This is a genomic window from Microbacterium sp. MEJ108Y, from assembly GCF_000834175.1.
Classification (GTDB): domain Bacteria; phylum Actinomycetota; class Actinomycetes; order Actinomycetales; family Microbacteriaceae; genus Microbacterium; species Microbacterium forte.
Map to the genome: position 1 here is coordinate 38,576 of NZ_JXQX01000004.1, position 12,747 is coordinate 51,322.

Annotated in this window: 12 protein-coding genes; 10 read left to right on the forward strand and 2 right to left on the reverse strand. The window is 69.2% G+C overall.

Annotated elements, in window-relative coordinates; translation table 11 throughout:
• Positions 1 to 27 precede the first annotated feature (27 nt).
• From ftsH to RU09_RS02165, 9 genes are read left to right on the forward strand one after another with little or no spacing between them, the layout of a single operon-like run.
• A complete protein-coding gene (ftsH, locus tag RU09_RS02125; RefSeq protein ID WP_042536976.1) occupies positions 28 to 2,028 on the forward strand; it encodes an ATP-dependent zinc metalloprotease FtsH in 2,001 nt (666 codons plus the stop codon).
• A gap of 3 nt (positions 2,029 to 2,031) precedes the next feature.
• Complete coding sequence (gene folE / locus RU09_RS02130) at positions 2,032 to 2,637, forward strand: GTP cyclohydrolase I (protein WP_042536978.1); 606 nt, start codon at positions 2,032 to 2,034, stop codon at positions 2,635 to 2,637.
• Entirely contained in the window at positions 2,634 to 3,437 is an 804-nt protein-coding gene (folP, locus tag RU09_RS02135; protein ID WP_042536979.1) for a dihydropteroate synthase, read from the forward strand. The genes folE and folP overlap by 4 nt, the downstream gene beginning before the upstream one ends.
• Before the next feature lie 4 nt (positions 3,438 to 3,441).
• The gene (gene folB / locus RU09_RS02140) at positions 3,442 to 3,834 is read left to right on the forward strand and encodes a dihydroneopterin aldolase (RefSeq protein ID WP_042536981.1); all 393 of its coding nucleotides are present in this window, start codon (positions 3,442 to 3,444) and stop codon (positions 3,832 to 3,834) included.
• Entirely contained in the window at positions 3,831 to 4,370 is a 540-nt protein-coding gene (gene folK, locus RU09_RS02145; protein WP_042536983.1) for a 2-amino-4-hydroxy-6-hydroxymethyldihydropteridine diphosphokinase, read from the forward strand. Before folB ends, folK begins: the two co-directional genes overlap by 4 nt.
• The gene (locus RU09_RS02150; protein ID WP_042536985.1) at positions 4,367 to 4,846 is read left to right on the forward strand and encodes a DUF3180 domain-containing protein; all 480 of its coding nucleotides are present in this window, start codon (positions 4,367 to 4,369) and stop codon (positions 4,844 to 4,846) included. Before folK ends, RU09_RS02150 begins: the two co-directional genes overlap by 4 nt.
• Positions 4,800 to 5,396 (forward strand): PH domain-containing protein, encoded by a 597-nt coding sequence (locus tag RU09_RS02155; RefSeq protein WP_042536987.1) that lies wholly within the window; start codon positions 4,800 to 4,802, stop codon positions 5,394 to 5,396. Before RU09_RS02150 ends, RU09_RS02155 begins: the two co-directional genes overlap by 47 nt.
• The gene (locus RU09_RS02160) at positions 5,393 to 7,393 is read left to right on the forward strand and encodes a PH domain-containing protein (protein ID WP_042536989.1); all 2,001 of its coding nucleotides are present in this window, start codon (positions 5,393 to 5,395) and stop codon (positions 7,391 to 7,393) included. Before RU09_RS02155 ends, RU09_RS02160 begins: the two co-directional genes overlap by 4 nt.
• A complete protein-coding gene (locus RU09_RS02165; RefSeq protein ID WP_042536992.1) occupies positions 7,386 to 8,090 on the forward strand; it encodes a DUF2520 domain-containing protein in 705 nt (234 codons plus the stop codon). Before RU09_RS02160 ends, RU09_RS02165 begins: the two co-directional genes overlap by 8 nt.
• 2 nt (positions 8,091 to 8,092) lie before the next feature.
• On the opposite strand, the gene RU09_RS02170 is transcribed toward RU09_RS02165, so the two are convergent.
• Entirely contained in the window at positions 8,093 to 9,931 is a 1,839-nt protein-coding gene (locus tag RU09_RS02170) for a DUF2207 domain-containing protein (RefSeq protein ID WP_042536995.1), read from the reverse strand.
• A gap of 81 nt (positions 9,932 to 10,012) precedes the next feature.
• Between RU09_RS02170 and lysS the strand changes: the two genes are divergently transcribed.
• On the forward strand, positions 10,013 to 11,539 hold the full coding sequence (lysS, locus tag RU09_RS02175; protein WP_042536997.1) for a lysine--tRNA ligase: 1,527 nt from the start codon (positions 10,013 to 10,015) through the stop codon (positions 11,537 to 11,539).
• On the opposite strand, the gene RU09_RS02180 is transcribed toward lysS, so the two are convergent.
• Positions 11,532 to 12,650 carry a DUF4192 family protein gene (locus tag RU09_RS02180; protein WP_042536998.1) on the reverse strand — a complete coding sequence of 373 codons (1,119 nt, stop codon included), beginning with the start codon at positions 12,648 to 12,650 and terminating at the stop codon, positions 11,532 to 11,534. The genes lysS and RU09_RS02180 overlap by 8 nt on opposite strands.
• Positions 12,651 to 12,747 lie beyond the last annotated feature (97 nt).

Below are 12,747 nucleotides of genomic sequence, written 5' to 3' on the forward strand. Positions count from 1 at the left end.
GGGCCCGCGCGATACGCTGATCCGACCATGGATGTCAAGAAGCTCACTCGGAATCCGCTGATCTACGTCGCTCTGATCGGTCTGCTGCTGTTCGGCGGCTTCCTGCTGATCTCGAACCTCGGCGCGCCGAAGCAGATCACGACCCAGGAGGGTCTGGAGCTGCTCTCCGGCAAGACGGTCACCGAGGTCGTGAACACCGACGGAGACCAGCGCGTCGACATGACCCTGTCGAAGGCGTTCGAGGGCTCGGAGAACGTTCAGTTCTACTACGTCGAGGCGCGCGCCGAAGAGGTCGTCTCGGCGATCAACGCCGCCGAACCGAAGGACGGCTTCAACGACGCCGTGCCGCGCGCGACGTGGTTCGACGGCATCCTCTCCCTTCTTCTTCCCCTCGTGCTGCTCGGCCTGCTGTTCTGGTGGCTGCTCTCGTCGATGCAGGGCGGCGGCAGCAAGGTCATGCAGTTCGGCAAGTCCAAGGCGAAGCTCGTCAACAAGGAGACCCCGACGGTCACCTTCGCCGATGTCGCGGGTGCAGACGAGGCGATCGAGGAGCTCCACGAGATCAAGGAGTTCCTGCAGGACCCGGCCAAGTTCCAGGCCATCGGCGCCCGCATCCCGAAGGGCGTGCTGCTGTACGGCCCTCCAGGAACCGGAAAGACGCTGCTCGCCCGCGCCGTCGCCGGAGAGGCCGGAGCCCCGTTCTACTCGATCTCGGGTTCTGACTTCGTCGAGATGTTCGTCGGTGTCGGCGCCTCCCGCGTCCGTGACCTGTTCAACCAGGCCAAGGAGAACGCGCCGGCGATCATCTTCATCGATGAGATCGACGCCGTCGGTCGCCACCGCGGCGCCGGCATGGGCGGCGGAAATGACGAGCGCGAGCAGACGCTCAACCAGATGCTCGTCGAGATGGACGGCTTCGACCCGAACGCGAACGTCATCGTGATCGCGGCGACCAACCGCCCCGACATCCTCGACCCGGCTCTCCTGCGCCCCGGCCGCTTCGACCGCCAGATCGGCGTCGACGCCCCCGACCTGCGCGGGCGCCAGAAGATCCTCGAGGTGCACAGCAAGGGCAAGCCGCTGTCGAAGAGCGTCGACCTCGAAGTCGTCGCCCGCAAGACCCCCGGCTTCACCGGAGCGGATCTCGCGAACGTCCTCAACGAGGCCGCACTGCTGACCGCTCGCTCGAACGCGCAGCTGGTCGACAACCGTGCCCTCGATGAGGCCATCGACCGCGTGATCGCCGGCCCCCAGCGTCGCACCCGCGTGATGAAGGACAAGGAGAAGCTCATCACCGCGTACCACGAAGGCGGTCACGCTCTCGCTGCCGCGGCGATGAACTACACCGACCCCGTCACGAAGATCACGATCCTGCCCCGGGGCAAGGCTCTCGGCTACACGATGGTGCTGCCGCTCGACGACAAGTACTCCATCACCCGCAACGAGCTGCAGGACCAGCTGACCTACGCCATGGGCGGTCGCGTCGCTGAGGAGATCGTGTTCCACGACCCGACCACCGGCGCCTCGAACGACATCGAGAAGGCGACGTCGATCGCTCGCAAGATGGTGCTCGAGTACGGCATGACCACCCAGGTCGGACCGGTCAAGCTCGGCAGCGAGGGCGGCGAGCCCTTCGCCGGTCGCGACATGGGCAGGGGACGCGAGTACTCGGAGAGGGTTGCCGAGCGGGTGGACGCAGAGGTGCGCGCGCTCATCGAGCAGGCTCACAACGAGGCCTACGAGGTCATCAGCGCCAACCGCGACATCCTCGATCGCCTCGCCCTGTCGCTGCTCGAGGAGGAGACCCTCGATCACAACCAGATCGCGGAGATCTTCACCGAGGTGAAGAAGCTCCCCGAGCGTCCGCTGTGGCTCTCGAGCGAGGACCGCCCCGTCTCGGAGCGGCCTCCGATCGAGGTCCCGAAGAAGGACGTCTCGCTGGTGGCTTCGGTCGAAGCGCCCACTTCGGCTCCCCGCACGCAGCCCGGATCGGCGGGAGCCGGCCAGGCTCGACCCGCGACGGCCTGACCCGTGTCTGTCGACCGCGCGCGTGTCGAACGGCTCACCAGGGAACTGCTCGAGGCGATCGGCGAAGACCCTGATCGTCCGGGACTGAAGCAGACACCGACCCGCTTGGGCGATCTCTATGCGGAGTTCTTCGCGGGCGTGGGCGAGGACCCGGCGGCTCCGCTCGCGCACACGATCAGCGTCGCTCGGGGTCCTGCTCCCGACACCCTCCCGTCGGGTGCCGTGCTGCTGAGAGACATCCGCTTCCGGTCGGTGTGCGAGCACCACCTGCTGCCGTTCGCCGGGCGTGCCCACATCGCGTATCTGCCGGGGGAGCAGGTCGTCGGACTCGGAGCGCTCGTGCGCGTGGTCGAGATCCTCGCCGGTCGCCCTCAGGTGCAGGAGCGCCTGGGCGAGCAGATCGCCGACACGATCGCCGAGCATCTCGACACCCGCGGCGTGCTCGTGGTGCTCGACGCGAGCCACGGCTGCGTGACCATGCGCGGTGGACGACAGCCGGAGGCCTCGACGCTCACGATCGCCGCCCGGGGCGAATACACCGAGCCGATCGCACGGGCCGAGCTCATCGCGCTGATCGGGGCGTCGGGCTTGGGAATGGCGCACGGATGACAGGCATCTGGGGCATCGTCAACGTCACGCCCGACTCGTTCAGCGACGGCGGCCGCTATCTCGACGTCGATCGGGCAGTCGAGCACGGCCTGCGGCTGCGGGCCGACGGAGCCACCGTGCTCGACGTCGGCGGCGAGTCGACCAGGCCCGGCGCCGAGCGGGTGGGAGACGAGGTCGAGCAGGAGCGCGTGCTCCCGGTCATCGAGCGCCTCGTCGCTGCCGGAGCGCCCGTGAGCGTCGACACCATCAACGCCTCCACCGCCGCGGCAGCCGTGCGTGCGGGGGCACGGATCGTCAACGATGTCTCCGGTGGACTGGCCGACCCCGAGATGCTCGCGGCGGTCGCCGAATCCGGCGCCGACTATGCGATCGGCCACTGGCGCGACAGCCCTGAAGACATGTATGCGAACGCCATCTACCGTCGGACTGCTCGCGAGGTGGCGGGGGAGCTCCAGGAGCGGATGGGCGAGGCCGCGGCATCGGGGATCGCGCCGTCGCGGCTGATCCTCGATCCGGGCATCGGGTTCTCGAAGCGAGGCGGACAGAACTGGGGCGTCCTGCGCGGACTCGACGAGATCGTCGCGCTCGGCCCGCGCGTGCTCATCGGCACGTCACGCAAGCGATTCCTCGCGGAGACCATCGGAGTGAACCCCGAGGAGGTCTCGGAAGCGCGGCGCGATCTCGCGACCGCCGTCACCAGCGCGCTGGCCGCGCGGGCGGGGGTGTGGGCCGTGCGGGTGCACGATGTCGGTGCCACCCGTGATGCTCTCGCCATCGTGCACGCCTGGGAGGGGAAGTAGGACCATGGATGTCCTCGACGAGATCGCCCTGACAGGACTCACCGTGTTCGGTCGGCACGGCGTCTACGACCACGAGCGTGAGAACGGCCAGGAGTTCACGATCGACCTTCGCCTCAGGATGCCGCTGAACGACGCGGCCGCATCGGACGATGTGGCCGACACCGTGCACTACGGAGAGCTCGCAGAGAAGGTCGCCGAGGTCGTCGCGGGCGAGCCGGTGAACCTCATCGAGACGCTCGCGGAGCGCATCGCCGCCGTCGCGCTCACCGACCATCGGGTGCATTCGGTCACCGTCACCGTGCACAAGCCGCACGCCCCGATCGCGCTCACGTTCTCCGATGTCGCCGTCACGGTGCGCCGGGCGCGGCAGCGATCCGCCGAGGAGGCATCGCGATGAGTCGCAACCTGGCCAACCCGCCGAGCCTGCCCGGCCCCCGACCCGGGCGGGAGGAGGCCGTGGCCGTCGTCGCCTTCGGCGCGAACCTCGGCGATCGCGAGGACACGATCCGGGCCGCAGCCGAGCGCATCGCGCGGCTGCCGCTGGTCAGAGACGTGCGCCTGTCGTCGCTGTTCGAGACGGTGGCGCTGCGGCTCGACGGGCCTGATCCGGAGGCCCCCGGATACGTGAACGCGGTCGCGCTGGTCACCACGCGCCTCGCCCCGTCGATCCTGCTCGGCATGCTGCACGCGATCGAGGACGAGCACGGGCGTGAGCGCCATGAGCGCTGGGGCGATCGAACCCTCGACCTCGACCTGATCGCATACGGCGACGAGTCGGCCGACGGCGATGGTCTGCAGCTGCCGCACCCTCGTGCCTTCGAGCGGCTGTTCGTGCTCGAACCGTGGCTCGAGCTCGACAGTGACGCCGTGCTGCCAGGCAGAGGCCGCGTCGCCGAGCTCGTCGCCGGGCTGCGTCGCCGGGAGCGCTCATGAAGCGCACCTCGCTCGGACTCCTCGCGGTCCTCGCAGTGCTCGCCACGGCCGGGGGCTTCGTCCTCGACCACATGCTGACGGCGATGGGCCGCACGACCTTCACGCCGTCACTGCTCCTGCCCGTCTTGCTGCTGCTCATCGCGGGGGCCTCGCTGGGGGTCGCCTGGCCGGTGCGTGCGAGCGTTCGCAACGGCATCCGCATCGATCCGTTCCGCGCGACCCGTGCGGTGACGCTCGCCCGCGCGTCGAGCCTGGTCGGGGCCATCATGGCCGGGTTCGGCGCGGGGCTGCTGGCGTTCCTTCTCTCCAGGCCGATCGATCCCCCGGTAGGGTCGACTGTGGCGATGGTGGCACTGATCGGAAGCGCGATCGTGCTCGCGGTCGTCGCGCTCATCGCCGAACAGTTCTGCACCCTGCCGAAGGATCCTGATGACTCAGAACCCAGAGATCGAGCCGGGGACCCCGGCACCGCTTAGTTCGACGGAGGTCACCGATCTCGCTGCCCTCGACCAGGGCAGCTACTCGCAGCTGCGCACCGTGCGCAACGAGGCGAGGCTGGAGCTCGACGGCACCTGGCATCAGATCTCGCCGCGCTACGTGGTCTCGCAGGTCCTTCAGAATCTGATCTTCGTCGCGTTCGTGCTGGCGGCCGCCATCGTGCTGGCGCTGGTGCTCGACCAGACCTGGGTGTGGATCCCGGCAGGCGTCATCGTGCTCATCACCCTGATCACGCTGGTGATCCTTCCACGGCAGGCCAAGGCGATCGGGTACATGCTCCGCGACGACGACATCGTCTTCCGCAAGGGCATCCTCTGGCAGCGCATGATCGCGGTGCCGTACGGCCGCATGCAGCTCGTCGACATCACGCAGGGGCCCCTCGACCGGGCCTTCGGCGTCTCGCAGCTCAAGATGGTCACCGCCGCCGCGACGACAGGCGTGCAGATCCCCGGACTCGCCCAGGCTGCCGCCGAGGCGCTGCGCGACACCCTGATCGCCGTCGCCGAGACCCGCCGGACGGGCCTGTGAGCGATCAGTCCTTCCCATCGCCCCCGGCACCGGCCGAATCCCCGGAGCGGGACGCGACCCTCGCCGACGGCGAGTGGCACCGGATGCACCCGCTCACCCCGCTCTTCAAGGGCGGGCTGGCGCTCATCATCATCGCGGGTATCGCGATCGCCAACCTGCGTGATCGGCTCATCGCCTGGTTCGTCGAGTTCTTCACTCCCGATGAGGTGCATTACGACGACTACTCGGGCGGGGATCCCGTCGACTGGGTCTTCGAGAACAACCTGCTCATCGTGGTGCTGCTCAGCGTGCTGGCGCTCGTCGCCGTGCTCGTGCTCGTCTTCTGGTTCGTGTGGCGGTTCCAGCAGTTCCGGATCACCGGCGATCATGTCGAGGTGCGCAAGGGCATCGTCTTCCGCTCGCACCGGCGCGCACCGCTCGATCGGGTTCAGGGCGTCAACCTCACCCGCCCGTTCCCCGCGCGCATCATCGGACTCGCGAAGCTCGAGGTCGTCGGGGCGGGCACAGACTCCAACGTCGAGCTCGAGTACCTCGCGACGCCGCGCGCAGAGGCGGTGCGGACCGACATCCTGCGTCTCGCCTCGGGTGCGCGCGCGGCGAGACTGACAGCCGCGGATGCCGCAGCCGGAGTGCGGCCCTCGGATGCCGCGGGTGCCGCCGGCGGTGCGCCTGGTTCGGCGCGAGCGCAGCTCGTCGGGTCGGTGAACGCCGGGGTCAACGATCTGATCAGCGGCGTCGACCTCGCCGATGTCGAGCCCGAGAGCGTGGTCAAGATCCCGACCGGTCGCCTGGTCGGGTCGCAGCTGATCTCGAGCGTGATCTGGTTCGTCTTCTTCGGGATCATCTTCGGCGTGGCGGTCGGCGGCGTCGCGATCGGCTCCCTGATCGACGGCGATCCGATCGGCGGGTTCCTCGGCCTCGGCATCACGCTGGGCATCGGGATCCCCATGATCATCGCGATCGTCGGAATCACCTGGGCGCAGATCTCGAAGTCGCTGCGCTATTCGATCGCTCCGACACCCGATGGCGTGCGGATCACCTACGGTCTGCTGACGACCGTGACCGAGACGCTGCCGCCGGGGCGCATCTTCGCCGTGGAGGTCACGCAGTCGCTGCTGTGGCGTCCGTTCGGCTGGTGGACCATCAGGATCAACCGCATGAGCGGCAAGAGCGCCGCGCAGCAGTCGTCGGGCTCCGCACAGCAGTTCAACGTCGTGCTGCCTGTCGGCAAGCGCGCCGATGTCGAACGGGTGCTCGCCCTGATCCTCCCGGATGCTCCGGTCGCCGACATCCCGCTCGTCTGGGAGCACGGCATCCTCGGTCCGGTCGAGGGCGATCCCTATCGGACGATGCCGCGGCGCGCATGGTGGCGCCGACCGGTGTCGTGGAAGCGGCACGGCTTCGCGCTGACCGAGTTCGGACTGCTGCTCAGGCGCGGAGTCGTCTGGCGCAAGCTGGCCATCTTCCCGCTGGCACGACTGCAGGGCGTGTCGCTCTCTCAGGGACCGATCGATCGCGCGCAGCGTGTCTCAGGTGCGCAGGTGCACTCCGTGCAGGGCCTCATCACGGGGTATCTGTCGGGTCTCGAGCGCGACGACGCTCTGTATCTCCTGGATGGCGTGAGCTCGGCAGCGGTCGCCGCCGCAGCGCGCGATCATACCCATCGATGGGGTGAGTACGTGACGGATGCCGAGGGGGCGCAGGTTCCCGGGTACCCGGGCGCCGGGGCGGACACCGCGGCTCCCGATCTCGCGGCTCCCGTTCCTCCGCCTCCCGCGCCGCCTGCTGCTCCGGTCGGTTCTCCGACCGGGCCTCCGGCACCTCCGGCGCCTCCGGCACCTCCTGCGGCTCCGCAGGCGCCTCTTGCTCGGCCGGCCGTGGCTCCGGCACCGCCCGCGCCGCCGGTCTCGCCGCCTCCTGCGTCACCGGTCTCGCCGCCTCCTGCGCCGCCCGTCTCTCCGGCACCTCCGGCGCCGCCGGCTCCGAACGGTGAGTGATCCGCTGCGCCGTGACGGGCGCCTCGGGGTCGGCATCATCGGGGCCGGGCGCGTGGGGCCCGTCATCGGTGCGGCTCTCGCCGGAGCGGGACACGCGATCACGGGAATCACCAGCGGCTCGGACGATGACCGGGCATCAGCAGTGCTGCCGGACGTGCCGATCCTCGATGCTCTGGAGGTCGTGCGTCGCAGCGAGCTCGTCGTGGTGGCCGTGCCGCATGACCAGCTGCCCGCTCTGATCACCGGCATCGCCGAGGTCGGAGGCTGGCAGCTCGGCCAGCTCGTGCTGCACACCGATCCCGGTCACGGCATCGAGGTGCTGCGACCTGCGGCCGCGAGCGGAGCCATCCCGCTCGCTGTGCATCCGGCGATCGCCTTCACGGGCACCTCGGTCGATCTGCGTCAGCTGCAGGCGAGCTATGCGGCGGTCACCGCTCCCGCCGCAGTGCTGCCCATCGCGCAGGCCCTGGCCGTCGAGATGGGGTGCGAGCCGGTGGTGATATCGGAGGCGGATCGTGAGGCCTATGCCGACGCGATCCAGACCGTCACCGAGTTCTCGCGCTCGATCATCGCGCAGTCCACCTCGCGCCTCGGCGAACTCGGCATCGAGAACCCGGGCGGCTATCTCTCTGCACTCGTGCAGTCGACCGTCGAGCGGGCGCTCCGAGACGCGTCCGGCCCGCAGCCGCTCCTCTGAGGTCAGCGACCGCCCGAGAAGCCGCCGCCCCCGCCGCCGCCCGAGAAGCCGCCGCCGAACGATCCGCCTGCGCTCGACGAGCTGCTGGCGCTCGGCGCCGAGTACGTCGCGGAAGCCTGCGAAGAGGCGGCGAATGCGATGAGCTGGCCGTGGACGAACGGTGTGCTGGGGTCGCCGATCCATGTCGCCCCGCGCTGCTCGAAGGCGTACACCTGCTCGAGCAGGGCTCCCCATTCGTTCTCCATGCCGAACAGCATCGCGTAGGGGAGCAGGCGCTCGTAGACGACGATCACGTTCGCGCTGCCGTCCTGTCGCCGCTCGGCGCCGGAGTACGACTGGAGCATCTGCAGCCGATCGGCTTCAGCGACGCGGATGAACTCCCGCACGCCCATGAGGTACTCGTACTGCCGAGCCCCTTCGGCAGAGAGCACCGTGTGCCTCGAGAAGCTGTAGAAGGATGACAGGAAGACGAGGAACGCGCCGAAGGCGATCGCCACGAACGCGGGAATCGCCGAGACCCTCCCCGCGATGATCCCCGACATGCCCAGGGCGAAGCCGACCAGCACGATGCCGATCGCGCACCACTGCACGATCATCGCGCCCCTGCTGCGGGCCTTCGTGGTGAGCCCGCGTGAGACAGCCGCCTCGATGCCGTGCTGCGACAGGGTCTTCATGCGAGCGGCGAATTCCTCGCTCGCGTGGGGGAGTTCGGCGACCCCCGCGGAGTCCGCGCCGGCGAACAGCGCGTCCAGCGCCTCGACATCGAGCTGGTCGGGGATCCGGCCACCCGGAAGGCGCCGCAGCCGCGGCTGTTCGGCGTCCGTCCCCTCTTCGATGCGGAGCGTGCCGCGCACAGCGAGGTGGATGATCTCGGCCGGGATCGGATCCTTGGCTCCGGGCACGATCGCGGCGGCGAGCAGCGGTGGCAGGGAGTCCGGCACGTCGTACTGGGCCACGATGATGCCGCTGGCCTTGCGCCGGTTCCTCTTGAAGGCAGAGACGGTGAACCAGCTGGCGACCGAGAGCGCGAGTCCACCGAGCGCGGCGACAGCGGGCACTGTGTCGGTCACGGGGTTGGGCTGCCGAGCCGAGGGCTGCGCGGCGGTGTTCGACTCGAATCCGACGGCGATCGTGATGCCCTCGCCGGGGGAGAGCTCCGTCGCCTCGACGCTGAGCTGCGAGCCGTCCGAGGATGCGATCAGATCGCACTCGTCTGTCGAGCCCTGGAAGCCTGCGTAGCAGCGCGCGTCGCCGGTCATCCGATCCGTCATCGCCTCGTCGAACGCGACCTCAGCATGGAAGGCCTCGATGCGCTGAGTGCTGTCGAGCGGCAGCAGGTCCCAGTAGAACTCGTCGACGCCGGAGTCGGCGGCGAGGATCACGTCGCGCATCTCGTATTCGATGACGTAGGTCGTGAGTCCGCGCACGTAGTCGTCGTCGCCGGTGAGGACCAGCAGCAGTCCGTCCTCGTTCTCGGTCTCGTACGGCACGTCGGCGCCCGTCTCGTCGGTCACGGACAGCACACGCGGATCGAGCCACGCATTCTCGTAGCTGGTCGGCAGTCCCCGGACGATCCCCTTGTTCTGGTCGATGTCGGGGAAGCGCGCCGTGAGGGTCTCGGTGACGTGCATGCGGGCGCGCCCGTCGTCGTCGAGCCCCACCTCGTAGCGCGCGTCCCACGACGCGTACGCGAAGTCGTCGACATCGGCGCGGACCGCCGTCGCACCGGACGCGGGGGCCGCGGGTGGCGCTGCTGCGGCAGCGGGAGCCGCTGACATGAGCAGCGCAGCGGCGGCGAGACCGGTCGTGACGAGAACGTGGGCGAGTCTGGAGGCTGCCATGCTTCGAGGCTACCCAGACTCGACCGCGGGGCGAGGGACGCGACCTCGGTAAACTGGACACGACTTTTCAAGGAGCCCCGAATGACTGACGCGTCTGCCGCGCCCGACACGACCACCGCCGCCACCGAAGAAGACGTGCACGAGCAGAAGGCCGTGCGCCTGGCCAAGCGCGAGCGTCTGGTCGCGAACCGAGCGGACGCCGGCGGGGGAGCCTTCCCGGTCAGTGTGCCCGTGACCCACCAGATCCCCGCGCTGCGCGCCGAGTACGGCGAGCTCGAAGCCGGTGCCGAGACGGGTGTCGTCGTCGGCGTCGCCGGTCGCGTGGTCTTCAGCCGCAACACCGGCAAGCTGTGCTTCGCGACGTTGCAGGCCGGCGACGGCTCGCGGATCCAGGCGATGATCTCGCTCGCGAACGTCGGGGAGGAGTCGCTCGCCGACTGGAAGGAGTACGTCGACCTCGGTGATCACGTGTTCGTGCACGGCGAGGTGATCTCCAGCCGCCGAGGCGAGTTGTCGATCATGGCCGATGCGTGGGCGATCGCCTCGAAGGCGATCCTGCCGCTGCCCAATGCCTACTCCGAGCTCAACGAGGAGGGGCGTGTGCGCAGCCGCTACCTCGATCTGATCGTCCGCGAGCAGGCGCGTACGACCGTGCGCGCCCGCGCCGCGGTCAACGCGAGCCTTCGGGCGACGTTCGGCAGCCATGACTATCTCGAGGTCGAGACGCCCATGCTGCAGGTGCAGCACGGTGGAGCATCCGCTCGTCCGTTCGTCACGCACTCGAACGCCTTCGACACCGAGCTCTATCTGCGCATCGCGCCCGAGCTCTACCTGAAGCGCGCCGTGGTCGGCGGCATCGAGCGGGTGTACGAGATCAACCGCAACTTCCGCAACGAGGGCGCCGACTCGACGCACAGCCCGGAGTTCGCGATGCTCGAGGCCTACCAGGCCTACGGCGACTACAACCAGATGGCCGCCCTGACGCAGGAGCTCGTGCAGCAGGCGGCGATCGCGGTGGCCGGTTCGACCACGGTGACCTGGGCCGACGGCACCGAGTACGACCTCGGCGGCGAATGGGATCGCATCTCGATGTACGAGTCGCTGTCGGCGGCCTCCGGTCGCACGATCACGCCGAGCGACTCGGTCGAGGATCTGATCGCGTTCGCCGAGGCGAACGGTGTGGACCTGCCCGCTCAGGCGACGCACGGCAAGCTGGTCGAAGAACTGTGGGAGCACTTCGTGAAGGGCGACCTCGTGCGCCCCACCTTCGTGATGGACTTCCCCGTCGACACCTCGCCGCTCGTGCGCGAGCACCGCTCGATCGAGGGCGTGGTGGAGAAGTGGGACCTGTACATCCGCGGCTTCGAGCTGGCGACCGGATATTCCGAGCTCGTCGACCCCGTCATCCAGCGCGAGCGCTTCGTCGAACAGGCGAAGCTCGCTGCTCGGGGAGATGTCGAGGCGATGCCCGTCGACGAGGAGTTCCTGCGGGCACTCGAGCACGGCATGCCGCCGTCCGGGGGAATGGGCATGGGGATCGATCGCCTGCTCATGGCGATCACGGGGCTCGGCATTCGCGAGACCATCCTGTTCCCGCTGGTCAAGTAGCGGGCGTCGCGCCGCGTCTGAACGCCCACTCCGGCAGCATCGCCGCGTTGATCATCGTCTCGAGCAGCGCGGCGAGGCCGTATTCGGGGTCGATCGCCCGCACGAGATCGAGGTACTGCCCGGCGTGACTCGATCGGCCGAGCGCCCACGAGAGCCATGCCGCAGCGGTGAGCGGTGCGGGCCTGGTGTCTCGCGGCGCGAGCGATGCGGCGGTCCGGACGAGTGAGAGGGCGGCCCCGAGCCGCTCCGGATCGGGAGTGGGCCCTCGACCGAGGAAGACCTCGCCGAGGTCGTCCGGCACCGTGGAACCGGAGTCGGCGAAGGTGAGCTGCGCCTCGAGTGTGCGTTCGCCGCCGCGGACATCGGTCGCCCACTGCGTCAGTGCCACATCTCGGAACAGCGGGCGCTCGAGGCACCAGAGGAGTGCGGCGGTGGCGAACGGCGGCAGATCATCGGGTGACGCGAGCACGGCTTCGAAGAATGCCGGGATGTCTTCGAGGAGCACGAGCGCAGCGATCGCCTGGGGGTTCTCGGTGCCCGTCGGCCGGGCCTCTCCGCCTTGCGCGAGGAGGTCGGAGACGTCACGCAGCGCTCGCCCCACCCTCTCTCTGTCGGCGAAGCCTGCGGTCGGCAGAACAGCGCCGGCACGCTGGTCGCCTGAGACGTCGCCGACGCCGGGCACCTCAGGGGCCGTGCGATCGAGAGCGCGGAGCTGCGGGTCGCCGACGAGATAGCTCGACCAGCCGCCGGGGGTCACGCAGAGCGCGTCCACGATTCGCAGTCCCGCGTCCTCCGCGCGCCCGAGGAGTTCGTCGACCTCCACGGCGAAGGGAAGGACGAGCCCATCGCGCGTCTGCTGCGCAGCCTCGTCCGTGTAGACGACGAGGGCGACCGCATCCGTCCGCTCGACTCGGGAGACCAGACCGACCGCAGCATCCGCGTAGTCCTCGAGCTCGACGTCGTCGCGGGGGAGGTCGAGTCTCATCGCACCGTAGGTGCGTGTGCCTCGGAACGGCAGCAGGACGAGGCTCTCGGTCGGGGTGAAGCCTGCGAGGGAGGGGACGATGCTGAGGAACTCAGCGGAGCCGGAAGCACGGAGCAGTGTTGTCATCCGGCGAGTCTCATCGCACCGCTGTCGTGACGGTCCGATTCCACAGCGCCGATCGTCGATCAGCTGCAGGCCCCCGAGTGTGGAGGAGCAGTGGGTC